We start from the raw sequence: 19,452 nt of genomic DNA on the forward strand, positions 1-19,452 counted from the left end.
AAGAAATAATTATTTTAAAGAATTAAGGGTGTAAAGCCACACCCTTAATTTAAGATATCTAAGCGTAAATATCTAAACCACCAGAACTAGAAGTCTGTGGAGCGGAGGCTTCAGAGACATTCTCCATACCTTCGATAAGCTTACCCATTAATGTTTCATTTGTATCCATAGATTTTTTTAATACCGAAGTATTAACCGCTGTTAATAAGTTCGCATTACTCATGGTTGCATCTGAAATCATAATACCCTCCTTATTTTGATATAGTCTTAACAAAGAAAAGACACTTAAACAATATCGGAAATTTTTCTTAAAAATTAATACTTTTGAAAAATTTTATAAAAAATACAATCTTTAGGTAAAAATTACATTATTTTAGTCTTATTTAAGATTATTGATATTATACTTTATATTGATAATAAATATTATTTTTATAAAATTGTTTCATTATGCAAAACAAAAGTTAAGGAAATTAAATTAATGAAAATTTTTAAGATTGTATTTTTTACTCTTGTATTATTTTTAGCAAGTTCTGTATTTGCAAAAATTGATGATTATGTAGCTGAATCTAATACTATTAAAGAGATATTAAAACAAAGTTTTACTTTATATAAACAAGGTGATAACCAAGGTGCAAAAAAATTAAGCGAAGATGCTTATTTTCAACATTTTGAAAATATGGAAGGTCCTATAGGTAGAAATATAGGTCGCAAAGCCATCACTATGGAGCGTAAATTTGTTAATTTGCGTCGTATGTATAAGGAAAAAGCTCCTTTAGAACAAATCAACGCACTCATTGAAAGTCTTCATTATGACTTAGATGAAGTGACTCCTATTTTGCAAAATGGATACAGACTAAAAGCAGAGGCTAGTCAAACCAATTACGATAAAGCCGCGGCTAAAAAATCAAGTTTAGAGGCTAATGCTAAAAGAGAAGCTGAAGCTGAAGCTTTAATTGCCCAAATTACAGGTGTTAAACCCAGATCAAACAATAATTCTAATATCCAAAATAATCCATCAAATTTAAAAACCAATGATATCAATTCTGATCTTCAAGCGGCAGCTTCTATGGATGCAAGATTGCAATTTATTCTTGATAATATTTCGACTAAATTTACCCTTGCTGCAAATGCTTTTAAAAATGGAAATTATGATGAGAGTAAAAATTTATTAAATGATGCTTTATTTAATGATTATCGTAATACAAAAGTTGAAATTCTAATCAATAAATTTACCAAAGCTGGAAATGATCAAAAATTCCAACAAGCTTTAAGAACCTTGATACGTGAAATTGATGATAAAAAACTTGATGAAAAAAAATTAAGAGATGGTTTAGATGGTATAGAACAACAGCTTTTTGATACATTTTTACAAATTCCAAATTCAGAACTTTCAAAATTAAAACTAAAAGGTTTTAATGATGAAAATCAAGGAAAAGATTACGCTAAAGTCGGAGATGATATCAAACTTGCCTTAAATGAAATTTTAAATAATTACGATGGTTTTAATATTTCAGCTATCAATGATTTACAAAATACCTATTTGGATATTTTTGAAGCCAGTGGGATGGAAAATAAAATAGGTGCTGTTGATAGCAATTTGAAATTAAAAATCGAAAGTTTATTTTCTCAAAGTGTTGCATTAATCAAAAATAGTGCCGATAAAAAAGAACTTAAAGCTACTTTTGATGAATTAGAAAAATTCATCCAACAAGGTATAGATAAAATTCAAAATTCTACGCCTTATTCTCTTTTTATATGGGCTTTAGGAATTATCATACGCGAAGGTTTAGAAGCTTTAATTATCGTTGTTGCTATCGTATCTTATCTTGTGCAAAGTGGCAATAAAAATCGCCTCAATATAGCCTATAGCGCACTTTTTACTGGAGTTATACTCAGCTTTATCACCGCTTTTGCTGTCTCTTGGCTTTTCAAAGAAAATGCGGGGCAAAGTAGAGAACTTATAGAAGGTATTACTATGCTTATAGCAGTTCTTTTATTATTTTATGTTGGATTTTGGTTGCTTTCAAACGCACAAAATAAAAAATGGGCTAGTTTTATCAAGCAAGGAGCCATTGATGCTATTTCAAACAATAGCGCAAAAACACTTTGGATTACCGTTTTTCTAGCTGTTTATAGAGAAGGTGCAGAAACGGTTCTTTTTTATCAAGCTTTGCTTTTTGATGCAAAAACCAGTACGGATTTAAGTGCTATATTTGGGGGACTTGGACTTGGAATTTTAATTTTAATTGTTTTATATTTTCTTTTAAAAGCAGGAGCTATTCGCATCCCTGTTAAACAATTTTTTTATATTACCTCTTATATAATCTTTTATATGGTATTTGTTTTTACAGGTAAAGGTATAGCAGAGCTTATAGAAGGAAAAATCATCCTTCCTAGTTTAGTTCCTATGAATTTTGAACCTATATTATGGCTTGGAATTTATCCTTACTATGAAACTTTAATCCCTCAATTTATAATTTTAATTTTATTAATTATTGGTATTTTAATCACAAAACAAATTTCAAAAAAAGGAGTCAAATAATGAAAAAAATTTTATCAAGTGCTGTTATAGCAGCTATTACAAGCATAAATCTTTTTGCCGGTGAAGTACCGATTGGGGATCCAAAAGAATTAAATGGGATGGAAATAGCCGCTGTTTATCTCCAACCAATCGAAATGGAACCAAGAGGAATTGATCTTGCAGCATCTTTAGCGGATATTCACTTAGAAGCAGATATTCACGCAACTAAAAACAATCCTAATGGCTTTCCTGAAGGATTTTGGATGCCTTATCTAACCATAGCTTATGAACTTAAAAATACGGATACTGGAGCCATTAAACGCGGAACTTTAATGCCTATGGTTGCGGATGATGGTCCTCATTATGGTGCTAATATCGCTATGGAAAAAGACAAAAAAGGTGGTTTTGGAGTGGGTAATTATGAGCTTACTTTTTACATTTCAAATCCTGAAAAACAAGGATTTGGACGCCATGTTGATGAAGAAACAGGCGTGGGTAAATGGTTTGAGCCCTTTAAAGTTGATTATAAATTTAAATATACTGGCACACCAAAATAATCAAGCATCTAGAAATTCTAAGAATTTCTAGATATCTTTTTTAAAAATTTATCTGAATAAAATTTAGGTTTTATAAGACTGATTTGATTTTATACTTCTTAAAGTTTTTTATGTAATAATAACTCTTATCAATATAAAAAAGTGAAAGATTATGAGCATATATTTTGTCAATTTTATTTCCAATATTTTACCCTTAAGCGTTTTAATAGCTTTTATAAATCCTGACAAAAAATACATTATAAAAAGCTTTATAGCGGTTTTTTTAGGATTTTTATTTGGGTATTTTGCGTTTTTTATATCCGCACAATTTTTAAAAACTGATAATTTGATATTTAATCTCAATTTTATTTTTATAGCTTCTTTACTTGCAAGTTTTATATTTTATTTTTGGGAAAAAGTTAAAATTTTAAACTTAGTTTTATCGACCATTTTAAGTTTTTGCATAGCTTTAAATTATTATTACATCAATCAAGATTTGCCTATATTTAGTAATTCTTTATTGGATAGTCAAACAATTGCATCTTTAGGTTTTATATTCTTAGCTTTCATTATTTGTATTTTAATCTTTTTCTTTTTAAGATGGCAAAAAACAATCAATAAAAAAGCAAGTTTTATTGTCTTTTGTATCGTTATCTTTATAGAAATGGATCGTGCTTTAGCTAATATTTTACTCACTCTAATGAGAAATTCAATTATCGATACTGAAACTTTTTTGGTTAGCTTTGTTGGAAAAAGCAATTATTTTAGCACTTTTAAAATTTATCTTTATATCATTTTAATCCTCATCCTTACTTTTTTAAGTTTAAGAATTCGCCAAAACAATATCAATAAACGCACGATTTTAGATATTGAGTATCGCAAAAATAAGGCAAAAAATCATCTAATCAATTCTTATTTTTCAAGCGTTTTTGTAAGTTGTATAGTTAGTTTTTGTATCGTTTTATATTTTTTTATGATCAGTTCTAAACCTTTAGTTATAGATGAACCTAAAGAAATTTTACCTAACGCTGAGGGTAAATTTATCTTTGATGTGGCACTTTTAAGGGATAATAAACTTCATAGGTTTGCTTATGTAACAGCTGAAGGTAAGGTTGTGAGATTTTTTCTAATCAATAAAAGAGAAGACAGAGACTCTCCTGTTGCTGTTTTTGATGCTTGTATGATTTGCGGAGATATGGGCTATATTAAAAAAGACGGGGAATTAATCTGCATTTCTTGCAATGTCCGTATTTTTCTACCAAGCGTAGGAAAATCTGGTGGTTGCAATCCTATTCCTTTAAAATATACTTATGATGGCAAAAATATTATTATTGATGTAAAAGATGTCATTGCCGGATCTAATTATTTTAATCAAATCAAAGAAATTCAAGTTAGTGACCCTGTTTCAAAAGATAAACTCATCAACATAAAAGCACCTTTTTCTTATAGCTATAAAGGAATTACTTATTATTTTATCAATGAAAAAAACTATGAAGAATTTAAAAAAGATCCTTTAAAATTTATTAAAGATACAGAAGCTAAGTTTTTAATCCAAAGGAGAAGCGATGTTAGCTAAAATAATCCTTAATTCTATTTTTAAAAATAAAATTCAAAAATTCTTAGCCTTTCTTACTTGTTTTTTAGCCACTCTTTTGCTTTGTATTATGCTAAATATTACTTTAAGTATAGGCAATGAAGTCACGGAACAATTAAAAAGCTATGGATCAAATATACTGGTTTTACCTAAAGGTTCTAACCTAAACATTGAAATAGGCAATGAAATTTATAAACCCTTAAAAAATAAAAACTATCTTGAAGAAAAAAATTTATATATGATTAAAGATATTTATTGGCGCAATAACATCACTGCCCTAGCCCCATTTTTAGATGGTAAAATCACTGTTAAAAATGATGATAAGGCTATAAAAGCTCTATTATATGGAACTTATTTTAGTAAAGCAATTAAAATAAAAGATAGTGATGATTTTGTAACAGGAATTCAAACCCTTTATCCTTATCTTAAAGTAGAAGGAAGCTGGGCAAAAGATGATAGCAATGAAATCATGCTTGGTGAAGATTTGGCTAAAAATTCCAAACTAAAAATAGGACAAAATATAACACTCCTTGGAGAAAATAATATTTCAAAAGAAGTTAAGATTGTAGGAATTTTATTGCATACAAATCCTAAAATGTCAAATAAAATCATCACTCCTTTAAATCTTGCTCAAGAATTACTTAATAAACAAGGGTTTTATTCAAGCGCTGAAGTTAGGGCTTTTACTATACCAGAATCTGCACTTTCTGAAAAAGTACGCCGCTTAGGAGAAGAAAAACTCGATCAGGTTGAATACGATAAATGGTATTGTTCTGCTTATGTAGGTTCTATTGCTAGTCAAATCAAAGATGGACTTCCAGGATCTGATGTAAAAGTGCTAAATGCTATAAGCGATGCTCAAAATTTAATCGTTAAAAAAATTCAATCTTTAATGTCAATCACCTGCATTATTTGTATTATCATTTCAAGCATAGCTATTTCAAGCCTTATGAATTCAGAAATTCATCGTAGAAAAAAAGAAATAGGTCTTTTAAAAGTCCTTGGAGCTAATACTTTTCAAATTTATTTGATCTTTTCAAGCGAAAATTTAATTGTAGCCTTTATCGCTGCAATTTTTGGATTTGTATTTGGCATAGGAATTTCAGAAATCATCAGTCTTAATATTTTTGGTTATTTTATCAATATTGCTTTTATCGCTTTACCTTTAAGTCTTATTTTTGCTGGCTTAATAGCTATAATTGGCTGCTTAATCCCTATAAGAAATATTTCTAATCTCTCTCCAGTAGAGGTGCTTTATGGAAAATAGATTTTTTCTAAATGAACTTTTTAAAAGTCTTAGTTTTTCTTATCAAAGACTTTTTATCATCATTTTATCCATTTTCATAGGTGCCTTAACTTGTTCAGCATTTTTAAATATCTATTTTGACATAGATACAAAACTTTCTAAAGAACTCAAAGCCTACGGGGCAAATGTGATTATAAGCTCTAAAAATATAGATGAAAATTTTATCTCTAACGCTAAATATGAGGAAATCAAACAGAAATTAAAAGCTAGGGCTTTAACTCCATTTTTATACGAATTTTTAAATTTAGGCAGCACAAGTGCGGTTGTTTTAGGAACAGATTTTAAAGCCTTAAAGATCGCTAAACCTTTTTTAGAGATAAAAAGTGGAAGTTTTTCTTTAAGAGATTTTAGTGATAATTCTGTTTTTTTAGGTATCGATCTAGCCAAACAATTAGACCTTAAAGTAGGAAATGAACTGCAAATTTATAATCCAAATAATGGAAAAAGTGTTAAATTAACCATAAAAGCTATATTTTCAAGCAATGATGAATTCGATGGTATAGCCTTGGCATCTTTAAATGTGATTCAAAATTTAAGCGACACTCAAGGTATTAATTATGCTAATGCTATAGTCGATGGTGATTTTCAAAGCGTTTGGGATAAAACTCAAGCTATTAGCGATCATATCATCAACGCTAAACCTATATCATCGGTATCTTTAAGTGAAAATTTGGTTCTTAAAAAAATAAAAACCTTAATGTTTTTAATCGTCATTATTGTTTTAATCATAGTCACAACCAGTGTTAATACCACGCTAAGCTCTATTATATTTTCTAGAAAAAAAGAAATTGCTTTGCGTTTAGCTTTAGGAGCTAAAAAGAGCGAAATTTTTAAACTTTTTGCAAGTGAGTGTTTTATTGTGAGCTTAATAGCAAGCATTATAGGGGCATTTTGTGGAATATTTTTAGCCAATATTTTTGGTTATTTAATTTTTAATTCCAGTATTGACTTTAGATTTAAAGCGGTATCAATATCTATCATTATTTCTTTGGCTTTTGCTTTTTTTGCCGCTTTTTTACCTATAAAAAAGGCTTTAAAAATTAATATTTGTGATAATTTGAAAGGTGATTAAAATGAAAGAATTAATAAAAATAACAAATCTCAGTAAAAATTTTGGCAAAGTCAAGGCTTTAAATAATATTAATTTAAATGTTTATCAAGGAGAATGGCTTGCCATTATGGGTCCATCAGGAAGTGGCAAATCCACACTTTTAAATATTTTATCTCTAATGGATACTCCAAGCAATGGTCAATATATCCTAGATGGGCAAAATTTAGAACAAATTCAAGAAGAGCAAAAAATACAATTACGCAGAGAGAAAATAGGACTTATATTTCAGCAATTTCATCTTATCCCTTATCTAAATGCCTTAGAAAATGTAATGCTTTCTCAATATTATCACTCTTGCATTGATGAAGAAGATGCAAAAATGATGCTTGAAAAAGTCGGTCTTTCACATCGTTTAAATCACCTTCCTAATCAACTAAGCGGAGGGGAGCAACAAAGAGTTTGTATCGCAAGATCTTTAATCAATAATCCTGAAATTTTACTTGCGGATGAACCCACAGGAAATTTAGATGAAGCCAATGAAGAAATCGTTCTTCAAACCCTAAAAAAACTTAAAAATGAAGGAAAAACCATTGTTTTAATCACGCACAATCCAGATTTAGCTAAATTTGCTGATAGAACTATATGCTTACATCATGGGGTTTTAAAATGAAATTTTTATGTATTTTTATTGCTTTATTGTTGTTTAATGCTTGCTCTTTGGAAAATAAAAAAAGCACAAAAATAGGAGAAGTGGCTGCAGAAATTTCAGCTAAAAATCTTTTAGGAGATGATATTAAATTAAACAATGATAAAAATCCTTTAAAAGTATTAGTTTTTTTTCAAAATGGTTGCTCCTCATGCTTAAAGGAATTGCCTTATCTAGATGAATTTGCGCAAAATTATCCAGATAAAATTAGCATTTATGCGATCAATTCAGCCAATGATATACAAACTATACAATCTTTAGCAAAAAAATTTGATTTTAAAAAGGTTAAAATTTTAAAAGATGATCTTAAAATAACACAGGATAGGTACGCTATATTTGCAACGCCAACAACTATAATCATTAAAAATGGAATTATAAAAGATAGAATTTTAGGAGAAACACCTTGGAAAAATTTAAAGTCCAAGCTTATTTCATCGCTTTAATCACAGCTTTATTTTTTATAGCTTGCAGTGATGGAGAAAATTTTAAAAGCTTAGATCATAAAAATTATAATTTTTCCTATAATGGTTTTAAAAAAACATTAAAACTTAATCAAAAGGATGAAAATTTTGCTTTAGTATTTTTTACCAAAGATTGCGGAGTGTGCAAAGAACAAATCAAAATTTTACAACAATTAATCCAAAATTATAATTTTAATGTTTTTGTGATTTTAGGAGATGCAAAGAATTTAGATGATGCAAAAAATTGGGCAAAAGAAAAAGGTTTAACTCAATTAACTTTATTTTATGAAAAAAATGCAGCTAAGTATCTTTCAGATTCCATAGGCGGTATTTATGGAGTTCCTGTAATTAGTTTTTTTGAGTCAGGAAAAATGAATAAAAAATTTATAGGATTGACACCTTATCATATACTTGAAAATGAAATTAAAAGGATAAAAAATTAATCTTATCCTTTTAAATAATTAAAGTTTTTGATCTCCTAAAAAATAGCCATAAATTTCATAACTTCCATCTTTTTTCATTAAAATCACAGGATATTTTTCATTGTAGCCTTGTTCCATTCCAGGGCTTCCTTGCGGCATTCCAGGAGCTGAAATTCCTATAACGTCTTTTGGTTTGTTTTCAAGAAGCCAAGCTACAGCACTTTCAGGAACATGTCCTTCGATAGCATAACCTTCAATGATTCCCGTATGGCAGCTTTGATATTCGTTTTTGATACCATATTGATCTTTGATTTTTAGAAAATCATCTGTCTTATGCACATTAACATTATAGCCTTTTTTCTTCATATAAGCTGCCCAATAATCACAACACATACAAGTAGGACTTTCATAAATTTCTAAATTTTTAGCTTGCGCAATAGAAGCGGTTGCAACTATAGCAAAAGCTGAAATTATTTTTTTCATTTTAACTCCTAAATTTTATTATTTTTTTATGATTTTTGTTAATTTAAATCAACAATATATCAAATTTGCTTTTAAAAAAGGTAAATATTTTTATAAAATCAATTTTTTATTTAGTTAAATTTTATAATTAATATTGAAAAAATTAACTATACTTTTAAAACCGATCAATAAAATCAAATGGATATTGATTTTATCAACAATTATAGCGAAACAATAAGTTGCCATTTAGACTTTTCAACATTATTATCTCCCTCTCAATTTTTTAATCTCCTCTAAAAGCATAAATTTAAGCTCTTTAAGCCCTGTTTTTTCAAGACTTGAAACCTCGATTAAGAAACTTTGCGGATTTTCTATACTTTTTAAATAATCTTTTAAATTTACTACATTCTCTGCAATCGCTTCTGCAAAATCAACACCTAAATTCACACTATCGCTTTTTGAAATCATGATACCAAATTCGCGTCCAAAAAGCTCTTTAGAAAATTTTTCAAGCTCATTTCTTAGCACTATAAATTGCTCTTTTAAAGGCATTTCTCTTAAAGGATCCAATACAAAAAGTAAAAAAGATGTTCTTTCTATATGTTTTAAAAAAGCAAGTCCTAAACCTTTGCCTCCGCTTGCACCCTCAATAATACCAGGAATATCCGCCATCACAAAAGAATTATACTCATCCACATCAACAAGACCAAGTTTTGGCGTCAATGTGGTAAATTCATAATTTGCAATTTCAGGTTTTGCGTTTGAAACTACACTAATAAGAGTTGATTTTCCCACGTTTGGAAAGCCCACAAGCCCCACATCAGCGATCAATTTAAGCTCAAGTCTTACTAAACGACTCTCTCCTTTTATACCAGGTTGTGCATAATCGGGACGCTGATTGGTTGCGTGTTTAAAATGAGTATTTCCAAGCCCACCTTTACCACCTTTTAAAAATACTTCTCTTTGTCCTTCTTTGGTTAAATCAAGTAAAATTTCATTGGTTTGTGCGTCAATTACTTGTGTGCCTTCAGGAACGATGAGTTCTAAATTTTCACCCTTTTTTCCATTTTTATTACGCCCCATACCCGCTGCACCATTTTGTGCGCGAAGTTCTTTTTTGCCTTTAAAATTAACAAGGGTATGAGTATTGTTATCACATATAAAAATGATATCTCCGCCATTTCCACCATCGCCACCATCAGGACCACCCAATGGAACGTGCTTTTCACGACGAAAACTCACAGCACCTTTGCCTCCATCACCTGAAGCTAAAGTAATCTTAACACTATCAATAAACATTTACAACCTTAAAAATTTTAAAAAGAAGTATATCAAAAGAAAATAAAATTCAAAATAATTTTTAACGACTTAAAAGCCCTAGTTGTCTATTTTACCAATAATTTAAAATTAAATTTTCTTACAATTAACCACTAAAACTATTAAAATTACAAATTATTTAAAATATTACAATACTCAAAAATATTTTTTCTATAGGCATAAATCTTAAAACCATTCTTTTTGGCCACAAACTGATTTGTCTTAAAAAAGAGCTTTTCTAAATTTTTTCTTGATCTTCGTATTTGCTTTAATGAAGTATTATCGAAAGAATTTAAAATGATTTTTATCTCTTTTTGTTTTAAAAATTTTAAAATATAAGTATTTTCCTTACCTAGCCAAATTTTAAAAGTAAATTTTAAACCTATCTTAAAACTAAGCATGTCAAAAAGCACCTTACGCATAGAGCCCAATAAACAATTTGCCAAAATCAACTGCTTTCTCAAAAGAGCTTTTTCTAAATTGCCATAAAGCCAATAAAATTCATTACGCACCTCATCAAAATCCTTTTGTGTAGGCTTTTTTATACAAAAGGCGGTATCATTTTTTACTTTAACAAATTTTTTATCTTTATCTATAAGCACCTTGCTTAAAGGCTCAAACTCATAATAATTTTTCAATTCTTTCAAAGGGATAAATTTAAAATCTATTCTTATCCCATTTTTAAAAACCACCAAAAAGCTTAGCCAGTTTTTAGGTAAATCTCCCTTGTAAAATTCAAAACTTTCAGGTGCTTGATAAAATAAAATTTCACCAAAATTTCTAATAAATTGAGGTAATTTTGCTTTTTTGATCTCTTCATTTTTATTTATATTTAGTAGTTTTCTTAAATTTTTAATTTTTAGAAAAAAAAGAAATGTCATAATCTTGATATTTATCCTTTTTAGCTCTTTTATTTACCCTTGAACCTTCAAGTGTAACAAGACGAATTTTTTTATGGGAAAGTGCAAATTGTTTTATTTTTTTAAGAATTTTTTCTTGATTTTGCATACTAATTAAAAACTATGATTCCTGTATTTTAAATAACAAGATATTGTTATCGCATATTACTAACTGCCGCTGAATCGAATTTTAACACAAATCTCTCAGCACTCTTACCGCCATAGTTAAAATAATTGTTAACATTATCAATAAATATTTATAAAGATTTTTTAAAAAGAAGTATAACAAAAAAATTAAAAGAAATTCAAAAGAGCTAAAACTCTTTTGAATTTAAGGATTATTTACCCTTTGGGGTATTTCCTCTACCGCCACCACTAGGGTTTCCAGTAGTAGAAGGATAATTTGGATTTGTTTTATCTCCTCCCATGTTAGCCTCCTTATATATTTTAAACAATGGTATTATACCCCCCCCCATTATAAATTAAAACTTAAAATAAATAAAAAGTTTAAAACTAATTTTAATGATTAATTTTGATTTAGAAATTCAAAAACAAGAATAATTATAGTTAGGAATTAAAAACGTTGGAGAAAATTTAAAATTTTCTAGGCAGAAGCCTAGAAATTAAGCAGGATAAACAGAAACTTTTTTTCTATCTTTATCTTTTCTTTCAAATTTAACAAAACCATCAATCAAAGCAAAGATAGTATGATCTTTTCCTATGCCTACGTTATTGCCTGCATGAGTTGCAGTTCCTCTTTGGCGAATGATGATATTTCCAGCTCTAACAAATTCGCCACCAAATTTTTTAACACCTAAACGACGACCAATAGAATCGCGGTTATTTTGAGTTGAACCTTGACCTTTCTTGTGTGCCATTCTTTACTCCTTAAGCTTTAATATCTTTAACTACAACGCGAGTAAATTGTCTTCTAAAACCGCGTTTGAGTTTAGAATCCTTTCTGCGTCTTTTTTTATAAATTATTACTTTCCTATCTTTTCCGTGATTGATCACTTCCAAAACAACCTTTGCACCTGCTACGAAAGGCGCCCCTACCTTAATATCTTTATCGCAAATTGCAAGTACTTCATTCACTTCAATACTAGCTTTACTCTCAGCCTCAAAGTGATCTAGTTTTAGCTCATCGCCAACACTAACTTTATACTGCTTTCCGCTGTGTTTCATAATAGCATACATTGCTTTTCCTTAATAATTTGGTAAGTACCACAAAGCACCGATTCGGATTTAAAAGCTTTAATGGTTTAGAAAAACTCTGATTTTACAGAATTTTTCTTTAATTTTTGATGAATTTAAAGTTTGTAATTAAAAAATTAAGTTTTAAATAAAGCTAAAACCCAAGATCAACTCCACCACCTTCGTGAAGCTTATAAGTAGGATTTTTGCCTTTTTCTTCTTTGTTTTCCTCTGATGTATTAGCATTAAAAAGAGAATTTTGTATATATTTTTGCATCATTAAAGCAATATTTTCCCAATATTTTTGCTCCTTTTGGACATCATGAGTAAGCATAAAATTCGCACTTAAAGTTTTTGACAATACTATCTCTCTTGTGGGATAAAATATAAGTTTAAAAGATATATTAATCTTTAATTTATTATTGTTTTGATAAGCAACTGAACTATTTTGTTTAGATGTGTCTAAAATTTTATATTCTAAAATATAATCAGCACCTAAAACATTCCCCAACTTAGAACTTTCATCGCTAGAGCTTTGATTGCTTTCAATAAGCTTATCCTCACTTTTAAAATCATTTTTCCTTTCCAAAAGAGTAAAATAAGTATCATTAGAAAAAATATCATTTAAAGCTTGAGTTAAATTTTCCCCTGCTTTTCCATAATTTCCATCAAAAAGCACCAACTTTGGCTTTTGATCATTTTGATAAAGATATTTGTAGGCTAAAAGACCAACTTGCCAATTTGTTCCATTATTTTCAACTGAAGTGATTTCGTAGCTATCAATACGCCCATTACTCACATTTTGAAGTGTATTTTTTGAATTTTGAACAATCTGTCCTAAGGCCGAAAATTTAAAATCAATGCTTTTGGTTTCTTGTCTTAAATTGATCTTTGATACACCTTTAAGCTTGGATAAAGCATCGATTAAAGCATTATTGACCGCTTCTTCTCTTGTTTGGCCTGTTCCTACACCCTGTGTGATTTTTTGAAATTTAGATCTTTGATGAGGAAGTGTTTTTAAGCTTTGAATATTACTAAAATTAACATCTTCAGGGGGTGAATAATCATAAATAATCACATTTTTTTCATTTTGAGCTTTTATAATATTTTGATTTTCAGCCCAAAGTAAAGATAAAAAGGCTATTAAAATAAAAAAATTTCTCATTTTACCAAGTCACCGATTTGCTACTTCCAGTTTTATCAATTGTTTTTTCATCTTCCCAATAAGCAAGTCCTGAATTTAGATCCGTAAGCGTTAAATGAAAAAAATACTCCGCTTGTATATCGCCATTTCTAAGTTTGACATTATCTTGACGAATTTTTCCACTCAAAGAAAAATCAGGAGCTACTAAGGTTCCTTTTTTGGAAATGGTATTTTGATTGAATTCTTCATTATCACGCAGTTCTCTTACAGCTTCACTCATCTCATCACGAGCACCCCCTGCTGCAACAGCTGTAGTGAGGACAAATTTACCTGATTTTCGAAGTGCTATAGTAATTTTACTTATAAGCTTGTCTGTATCAATTCTTTGCGGTGTATCATTAATGATTTTTCCAATAGCAATCACTTTTCTCTGACCTTGTGAAATATTAGCAAAAGCAAGATCTTTTAACATGCTCTCAATCATTTCTTGTGCTGTTTTTTCAAAATCCTCCCTATCAAGGCCTAAAGTTAAAGCATCCCCTTGTTCTTTTTGACTCGCATAACCATCAGTATAAACAGGTGCTCCACAAGCCACTAAAAAAAGAGTTAAAAAAGCATAACAAGCTACTAACAATAAATTTCTCATTCTACTTCCTTTTTTAAATTAATTATACTTTATTTAATTTTCAATTTTGTAAATTTGACTTGGAATGATTGGATTAAAAGATCTAACTAAAATCAATATACTTTTATTTTGATCTAAAAAATCAGAATAAATTAAATTGCCACTATCATCTTGAATTTTAATAAGACCTTCATTTTTTATCATTGAAATTTGGATATTCTTAGGTAAAAAATTCCAAATTCTCAAATCACTTCTTGTAGTTACAACTCCAAAAACATTTGTCGCAAGACTTAAAATTCCACTCTCGTCATTTTTGGCTACTGCTACATTTAAACTTGCTTTAAAAATGCTTGAAAGTAAAGATTTTGTGATCTTAGCAGTCAATTCTTCCTTAAATTCACTTGCAACCACCTCATCAAAATCAAAAATATTCGACGTTTTCATAGAGTCTGTATTGTTTGAGATATTTAAATAAACATAAGATTCATCTCTTTTTTTCAAAGTTGGCAAAGCCACACTCGCTGTTGCGATATATCCATCAAAAATAAAAGGTAGGGTTAAAGAAAACTCATCTAAAGCAGGACTCAAGCCATTTTCATAAATTACAAAAATATACTTTTCTAATTTTTTTGGATTGAGTGCATTAGAATATCGATTAAAAACTTTAAATTCTTTTTGTATTTCTTCGTTATCATTATAGGCTGCATACACTTCCTTAAGAAGATCATTGGCCTTTCTATAATCTTTATCTATGAAAAAAAATATTGAAGAAATATAAGTTACATAAGCATTTGTGTAATTTTTTTGCGCGCGGAATTCTTTGAAAAGATTTTCATATTGATTTGAAATAAGCTTAATATTATTTTCAATATTCTGTTTAAAATTCTCTTCTTTTTCAGCTTTTTTTCTCATCTGTTCAATTTGACTAGCAAAATATTCTTTTGCCATCTCTTGCCTTATCAAAGCACGATTGAATTCTACTCTAGCGTTTTCAAAGTCTTTAAGACTCATAAAATTTAAACCCTTATAAACATTTACCATGGTGCGTTCATACCAAGCACCTTGATAATCATTTATTCCATCATTTATTAGTGTAGAAGTTATCAGCTCTGCATTTTTATGAATGGTGCTTTTTAAATCAACATCAAACTTATAAGAATTCTCAACCTGATCAAAAATAGCATTGCTTAAATTAAAATCCTTACAATCTCTAGCAATATATCCTGTATTTAAACCCTTAAAAATCGTATCATTGCTATGGTTAATTTTTTCTAATTGCTTTTCAAAAAAATTGCGATCACATTTTTTAGAAAACAATTCTTGTTGATAAAATAAATTTTGATCTTGATAAGTTGAGCAAGCACTTAAAATAAATACAATAAAAAATAATATTACTCGATACATTTAAAATAATTCCGAATACAAAAATTTATTTTAAACTATATCAAAAAAACAATAATAGCCAAAAAAGGCTATTATTGTTTATAAGAAAAGACCGGCGGCTGCAAAACCTAAAGCTACCGAAATAGCGATAGCTAACACACCCGGTATAAAGAAAGAGTGATTGAAGATAAATTTACCTATTCTTGTTGTTCCTGTATCATCCATTTGTACAGCACCCAATAAGGTAGGATAAGTTGGCAAAACAAAGAGTGCAGAAACCGCAGCAAAACAAGCCACTAGCATATAAGAATCATGCGGACTTGCAGCAGTGATACCTAAAGAAGTAATCACCACAGGAACGATAGCTTTAGCAGTAGCTGCTTGAGAATATAAAAGCATACTAGCAAAGAAAAATGCAACCGCAAGTGTTGCTGGAATTTGTTTTACCCAATCACTAGCTAAAGTTGTAATTTCTTGTGTATGACCTGAAACAAAAGTATTTCCAAGCCAAGCAACACCAAAAACACAAACACAAGCTGTCATACCACTTTTAAAAACGCTTGTATCTAAAATTTTTGCTGGATCTACTTTGCAAAACCAAGTGATCAAAGTCGCCGCAGTCAATAAAAAGCTCATGATAGCAGAATCTCTTGGGATAATAACAGGATCTATCCATCTGATATTACTAGAAATTGCCGTTGCATATAAAACCACACATAAAACTGTTATTAAAAAAATCGCAACTGAAAGCTTAGCACCTGGTTTATCCTCTGCTTGTAAAACCTCATTAGCATCTTTTACAAGTCCTGCTTTTAAACGCTCTTGATAAATTTTACTTTTACTAAGATCTAAAGGAGTAATGATGCTAACTATAAACGCTGTTAAAATACAAGCAATAAAAGTTGTACTGATCCAAATTCCTAATAGTGTTGGGTAACTCCATCCAAATCCCTCTAAAACTCCACTCATATAAACAACAGCAGCACTCACAGGAGATGCGGTGATACCTATTTGAGAAGCAACCACCATCAAAGAAAGTGGAACTGAAGGCTTGATATTTTGAGATTTTGCAACATCTACAACGACAGGCATTAAAGAAAATACAGCATTACCTGTTCCTGCTAAAAGAGTTAAGAGCCATCCACAAATTGGAGCTAAATAATTAATAAATTTTGGATGCCTTCTTAAAAATCTCTCGGTTAATCTTACCATATAATCAAGACCACCAGCTTGCTGCATTGCAGAAATTGCTGCAATAGCTGCAGCAATGATTAAAATAACATCCCAAGGAATACTGCCTGGTTTCATACCTAAAGCAAGCCCCAAAATAACAACTCCTATACCTCCTGCATAACCTATAGCTATACCTCCTAAACGAATTCCTATAAATATAGAACCCAAAAAGACAATAATTTGTAAAATTAACTCTAAACTCATAATAAAGCCTTTTTATTTCTCAATACGCGGATTTAGCATATTTTCAGGAGTTAAATACTCATCTAATTTTTCCTTAGTCAATAAGCCTCTTTCTAAAACTATATCAGCCACGCTTTTTCCAGTTTGCAAAGCCTCTTTTGCAACTGATGCTGAATTTTCATATCCTATGTAAGGATTTAAAGCAGTAACCAAACAAACAGAATTTAACATAGTTTTTTTACAATTTTCAGGATTAGCTGTTAAATGCTTGATTGCTTTATTTGCTAAAGTTAGCATCGCATTTTCTAAAAGAACTAAAGAATTAAATAAAGCATAAGCAATCCCTGGTTCAAATGCATTAAGCTCAAATTCTCCTCTTTCTGAACAAAGTGCTATAGTTACATCATTTCCTATAACCTCATAACAAGCTTCTCCAACTACTTCAGGAATTACAGGATTGACTTTACCTGGCATGATAGAACTGCCTGGTTGCATTTGAGGTAAATTAACTTCACCCAAACCACATCTTGGACCTGAATTCATCAATCTTATATCATTAGCAATTTTAGAAAGCCTAACCGCAGCAGTTTTTAAAGCCCCGCTTACATGAACAAAATCAGCTGTATCTTGAGTCGCCGCTATAAAATCCTCTGCTGGTCTAAAGGTACTACCTGTTATATCACTTAAATATTTTTCAACCAAATCTTTATAATCAGGATGACAACAAATTCCAGTACCTATAGCAGTAGCTCCTAAATTTAAATAAGTCATTGATTCTCTTGCTTTGGTGATTTTTTCTATATCGCTTTTTAAATAGCTTGCAAAAGCATTAAAAGTATTTCCTAAGGTTGTAGGAACAGCATCTTCAAGTTCTGTTCTACCTATTTTTAATATATCTTTCCATTCTCTTGCTTTAATTTCTAATTCATTTTTCAATATTTCCATAGCTTTAAGCAAATCGCCCATTTTAGCATGAACTGCGACTTTGATAGAACTTGGATAAGCATCATTGGTTGATTGACCAAAATTGGTATTATCATTTGGATGAAGGTATTGATATTCGCCTTTTTTATGGCCCATCATTTCAAGGGCGACATTAGTAATCACTTCATTAGCATTCATATTTGTGCTTGTTCCAGCACCGCCTTGAACCATATCTACCACAAACTGATCTAAAAACTCACCATTGATAATTCTATCACAAGCTTTAACGATATAATCAGCCCTATCAGCAGGCACCATCCCTAAATCTTTATTAGTCAAAGCTGCCGCTTTTTTAACTTGTGCAAAAGCTTTTACAAAGAATGGATATTCTTTTAAAGTTCTGCCACTCATTTTAAAATTTTCTAAAGCTCTAAAAGTTTGTACTCCATAATACACATCATCTGGAATTTCTAATTCTCCTATAAAGTCGTGTTCTCTTCTTGTTCCCATTGTTAAGCCTTTCTTATATTTTAGATATGGTTAATTTTCAATGTAAATTTTAAAATCTACATCATAATATTAACTAAAAATTAAGCATATTCCTATTTTATTAATAATTAGTTAATATTAATAATATTTATTTAGTAAAAATAACTCAAATCTATGATTTTAAATAAGATTGTTTTTCTTTTTTTAAATTTAATTTCTATTTGTCTTAAAACAAACTAAGTATGATTTCATTAGTCTTGTGCTAAAATATATTTTACTTTATTATTCTGGATTAAGTTAATGCAAGAGACTACAATAAAACTTGAAAATATTAAAATGAAAGAAGACTGGAAAGACTTTTTAAAAGAAGAATTTACAAAACCTTATTTTTTAGAAATTAAAAAAAAATATATCTACGCCTTAGAAAATAAAAAAACAATCTATCCGCCAGCAAATTTAACTTTCAATGCCTTTAATCTTACTTCTTTAAAAGATTTAAAGATAATCATCTTAGGACAAGATCCTTATCATCAACCTAAACAAGCAATGGGACTTAGTTTTTCAGTTCCTTGTGAAGTGGCTATACCTCCTAGTCTTTTAAATATTTATAAAGAACTAAAAACGGATTTAAATATAGAACCCTGCAAACACGGAAACTTATCTTCTTGGGCTGAACAAGGAGTTTTGCTTTTAAATTCTATTCTTAGCGTAGAAGCTGGAAAACCTGCAAGTCACAGCTCTTGGGGATGGCAAAAATTTACTGATGCGGTCATTTCAAAATTAAGTTTAGAAAAATCAGGACTTATTTTTCTACTTTGGGGAAATTTTGCAAAATCAAAAAAAAATTTAATAGATGAAAAAAAACATTTTATATTAGAAGCAGCTCATCCTAGTCCGTTAGCCAGAACAGGTTTTTTGGGTTGTAAGCATTTTTCAAAAGCAAATGAAATTTTAAAGAATCTAGGAAAAAATCCTATCAATTGGAATTTAACAAAATAACCA

21 protein-coding genes are annotated in these 19,452 nt (G+C 29.5%); 9 read left to right on the top strand and 12 right to left on the bottom strand.

The genetic code is table 11. From position 1 onward, the window contains the following. Positions 1-58: 58 nt before the first annotated feature. Positions 59-241 carry a YjfB family protein gene (locus CQA76_RS01540; RefSeq protein ID WP_137621690.1) on the bottom strand — a complete coding sequence of 61 codons (183 nt, stop codon included), beginning with the start codon at positions 239-241 and terminating at the stop codon, positions 59-61. 237 nt (positions 242-478) lie between these two features. Between CQA76_RS01540 and CQA76_RS01545 the strand changes: the two genes are divergently transcribed. The 8 genes from CQA76_RS01545 to CQA76_RS01580 all read left to right on the top strand — a co-directional run bounded on the left by CQA76_RS01545 (position 479) and on the right by CQA76_RS01580 (position 8,618). After that, a complete protein-coding gene (locus CQA76_RS01545; RefSeq protein WP_137621691.1) occupies positions 479-2,542 on the top strand; it encodes an FTR1 family iron permease in 2,064 nt (687 codons plus the stop codon). Beyond that, positions 2,539-3,078 (top strand): iron transporter, encoded by a 540-nt coding sequence (locus CQA76_RS01550; RefSeq protein ID WP_137621692.1) that lies wholly within the window; start codon positions 2,539-2,541, stop codon positions 3,076-3,078. The genes CQA76_RS01545 and CQA76_RS01550 overlap by 4 nt, the downstream gene beginning before the upstream one ends. A gap of 151 nt (positions 3,079-3,229) precedes the next feature. Continuing rightward, positions 3,230-4,633, top strand: coding sequence for a Fe-S-containing protein (locus CQA76_RS01555; protein WP_137621693.1), 1,404 nt, complete (start codon positions 3,230-3,232; stop codon positions 4,631-4,633). Next, positions 4,623-5,918: an ABC transporter permease gene (locus CQA76_RS01560; protein ID WP_137621694.1), complete on the top strand. Its 1,296-nt coding sequence runs from the start codon at positions 4,623-4,625 to the stop codon at positions 5,916-5,918. The genes CQA76_RS01555 and CQA76_RS01560 overlap by 11 nt, the downstream gene beginning before the upstream one ends. Beyond that, a complete protein-coding gene (locus CQA76_RS01565; RefSeq protein WP_137621695.1) occupies positions 5,908-7,029 on the top strand; it encodes an ABC transporter permease in 1,122 nt (373 codons plus the stop codon). The genes CQA76_RS01560 and CQA76_RS01565 overlap by 11 nt, the downstream gene beginning before the upstream one ends. Next, a complete protein-coding gene (locus tag CQA76_RS01570) occupies positions 7,025-7,678 on the top strand; it encodes an ABC transporter ATP-binding protein (protein ID WP_137621729.1) in 654 nt (217 codons plus the stop codon). The genes CQA76_RS01565 and CQA76_RS01570 overlap by 5 nt, the downstream gene beginning before the upstream one ends. After that, entirely contained in the window at positions 7,675-8,157 is a 483-nt protein-coding gene (locus CQA76_RS01575) for a TlpA family protein disulfide reductase (protein WP_137621696.1), read from the top strand. Before CQA76_RS01570 ends, CQA76_RS01575 begins: the two co-directional genes overlap by 4 nt. Continuing rightward, entirely contained in the window at positions 8,118-8,618 is a 501-nt protein-coding gene (locus CQA76_RS01580; RefSeq protein ID WP_137621697.1) for a TlpA family protein disulfide reductase, read from the top strand. Before CQA76_RS01575 ends, CQA76_RS01580 begins: the two co-directional genes overlap by 40 nt. Before the next feature lie 18 nt (positions 8,619-8,636). Here the strand turns inward: CQA76_RS01580 and CQA76_RS01585 are convergent, their stop codons facing one another. From CQA76_RS01585 to CQA76_RS01630, 11 genes are all read right to left on the bottom strand, one after another. Further along, positions 8,637-9,080, bottom strand: a complete 444-nt coding sequence (locus tag CQA76_RS01585) for a DUF411 domain-containing protein (RefSeq protein WP_137621698.1) — start codon at positions 9,078-9,080, stop codon at positions 8,637-8,639. A gap of 243 nt (positions 9,081-9,323) precedes the next feature. Beyond that, the gene (obgE, locus tag CQA76_RS01590) at positions 9,324-10,358 is read right to left on the bottom strand and encodes a GTPase ObgE (protein WP_137621699.1); all 1,035 of its coding nucleotides are present in this window, start codon (positions 10,356-10,358) and stop codon (positions 9,324-9,326) included. A gap of 146 nt (positions 10,359-10,504) precedes the next feature. Then, complete coding sequence (locus CQA76_RS01595) at positions 10,505-11,257, bottom strand: aminoglycoside 6-adenylyltransferase (RefSeq protein ID WP_232364881.1); 753 nt, start codon at positions 11,255-11,257, stop codon at positions 10,505-10,507. Further along, complete coding sequence (locus CQA76_RS09290; protein WP_269747318.1) at positions 11,229-11,384, bottom strand: aminoglycoside 6-adenylyltransferase; 156 nt, start codon at positions 11,382-11,384, stop codon at positions 11,229-11,231. The genes CQA76_RS01595 and CQA76_RS09290 overlap by 29 nt, the downstream gene beginning before the upstream one ends. 514 nt (positions 11,385-11,898) lie before the next feature. Beyond that, a complete protein-coding gene (rpmA, locus tag CQA76_RS01600) occupies positions 11,899-12,153 on the bottom strand; it encodes a 50S ribosomal protein L27 (protein ID WP_002778821.1) in 255 nt (84 codons plus the stop codon). A gap of 10 nt (positions 12,154-12,163) precedes the next feature. Next, positions 12,164-12,472, bottom strand: coding sequence for a 50S ribosomal protein L21 (gene rplU / locus CQA76_RS01605; RefSeq protein WP_137621700.1), 309 nt, complete (start codon positions 12,470-12,472; stop codon positions 12,164-12,166). A gap of 151 nt (positions 12,473-12,623) precedes the next feature. Beyond that, positions 12,624-13,634 carry a CsgG/HfaB family protein gene (locus CQA76_RS01610; protein WP_137621701.1) on the bottom strand — a complete coding sequence of 337 codons (1,011 nt, stop codon included), beginning with the start codon at positions 13,632-13,634 and terminating at the stop codon, positions 12,624-12,626. Position 13,635: 1 nt separating this feature from the next. Then, entirely contained in the window at positions 13,636-14,259 is a 624-nt protein-coding gene (gene lpoB, locus CQA76_RS01615) for a penicillin-binding protein activator LpoB (protein WP_137621702.1), read from the bottom strand. Positions 14,260-14,292: 33 nt separating this feature from the next. After that, a complete protein-coding gene (locus tag CQA76_RS01620) occupies positions 14,293-15,642 on the bottom strand; it encodes a COG3014 family protein (protein WP_137621703.1) in 1,350 nt (449 codons plus the stop codon). 78 nt (positions 15,643-15,720) lie between these two features. Further along, the gene (locus tag CQA76_RS01625) at positions 15,721-17,058 is read right to left on the bottom strand and encodes an anaerobic C4-dicarboxylate transporter (RefSeq protein ID WP_137621704.1); all 1,338 of its coding nucleotides are present in this window, start codon (positions 17,056-17,058) and stop codon (positions 15,721-15,723) included. Positions 17,059-17,070: 12 nt separating this feature from the next. Then, positions 17,071-18,471 (bottom strand): aspartate ammonia-lyase, encoded by a 1,401-nt coding sequence (locus CQA76_RS01630; protein ID WP_137621705.1) that lies wholly within the window; start codon positions 18,469-18,471, stop codon positions 17,071-17,073. Positions 18,472-18,750: 279 nt separating this feature from the next. On the opposite strand from CQA76_RS01630, the gene ung reads away from it, so the two are divergent. Beyond that, complete coding sequence (gene ung, locus CQA76_RS01635) at positions 18,751-19,449, top strand: uracil-DNA glycosylase (protein WP_137621706.1); 699 nt, start codon at positions 18,751-18,753, stop codon at positions 19,447-19,449. Positions 19,450-19,452: the final 3 nt, after the last annotated feature.

This window comes from Campylobacter aviculae, assembly GCF_005406215.1.
Lineage (GTDB): Bacteria > Campylobacterota > Campylobacteria > Campylobacterales > Campylobacteraceae > Campylobacter_D > Campylobacter_D aviculae.

What these genes read in the sequence shown, in the direction of transcription:
- CQA76_RS01540 (WP_137621690.1), bottom strand. Translation starts at nt 241, where the DNA reads ATGATTTCAGATGCAACCATGAGTAATGCGAACTTATTAACAGCGGTT.
- CQA76_RS01545 (WP_137621691.1), top strand. Translation starts at nt 479, where the DNA reads ATGAAAATTTTTAAGATTGTATTTTTTACTCTTGTATTATTTTTAGCA.
- CQA76_RS01555 (WP_137621693.1), top strand. Translation starts at nt 3,230, where the DNA reads ATGAGCATATATTTTGTCAATTTTATTTCCAATATTTTACCCTTAAGC.
- CQA76_RS01560 (WP_137621694.1), top strand. Translation starts at nt 4,623, where the DNA reads ATGTTAGCTAAAATAATCCTTAATTCTATTTTTAAAAATAAAATTCAA.
- CQA76_RS01565 (WP_137621695.1), top strand. Translation starts at nt 5,908, where the DNA reads ATGGAAAATAGATTTTTTCTAAATGAACTTTTTAAAAGTCTTAGTTTT.
- CQA76_RS01575 (WP_137621696.1), top strand. Translation starts at nt 7,675, where the DNA reads ATGAAATTTTTATGTATTTTTATTGCTTTATTGTTGTTTAATGCTTGC.
- CQA76_RS01585 (WP_137621698.1), bottom strand. Translation starts at nt 9,080, where the DNA reads ATGAAAAAAATAATTTCAGCTTTTGCTATAGTTGCAACCGCTTCTATT.
- obgE (WP_137621699.1), bottom strand. Translation starts at nt 10,358, where the DNA reads ATGTTTATTGATAGTGTTAAGATTACTTTAGCTTCAGGTGATGGAGGC.
- CQA76_RS01595 (WP_232364881.1), bottom strand. Translation starts at nt 11,257, where the DNA reads ATGACATTTCTTTTTTTTCTAAAAATTAAAAATTTAAGAAAACTACTA.
- CQA76_RS09290 (WP_269747318.1), bottom strand. Translation starts at nt 11,384, where the DNA reads ATGCAAAATCAAGAAAAAATTCTTAAAAAAATAAAACAATTTGCACTT.
- rpmA (WP_002778821.1), bottom strand. Translation starts at nt 12,153, where the DNA reads ATGGCACACAAGAAAGGTCAAGGTTCAACTCAAAATAACCGCGATTCT.
- rplU (WP_137621700.1), bottom strand. Translation starts at nt 12,472, where the DNA reads ATGTATGCTATTATGAAACACAGCGGAAAGCAGTATAAAGTTAGTGTT.
- CQA76_RS01610 (WP_137621701.1), bottom strand. Translation starts at nt 13,634, where the DNA reads ATGAGAAATTTTTTTATTTTAATAGCCTTTTTATCTTTACTTTGGGCT.
- lpoB (WP_137621702.1), bottom strand. Translation starts at nt 14,259, where the DNA reads ATGAGAAATTTATTGTTAGTAGCTTGTTATGCTTTTTTAACTCTTTTT.
- CQA76_RS01620 (WP_137621703.1), bottom strand. Translation starts at nt 15,642, where the DNA reads ATGTATCGAGTAATATTATTTTTTATTGTATTTATTTTAAGTGCTTGC.
- CQA76_RS01625 (WP_137621704.1), bottom strand. Translation starts at nt 17,058, where the DNA reads ATGAGTTTAGAGTTAATTTTACAAATTATTGTCTTTTTGGGTTCTATA.
- CQA76_RS01630 (WP_137621705.1), bottom strand. Translation starts at nt 18,471, where the DNA reads ATGGGAACAAGAAGAGAACACGACTTTATAGGAGAATTAGAAATTCCA.
- ung (WP_137621706.1), top strand. Translation starts at nt 18,751, where the DNA reads ATGCAAGAGACTACAATAAAACTTGAAAATATTAAAATGAAAGAAGAC.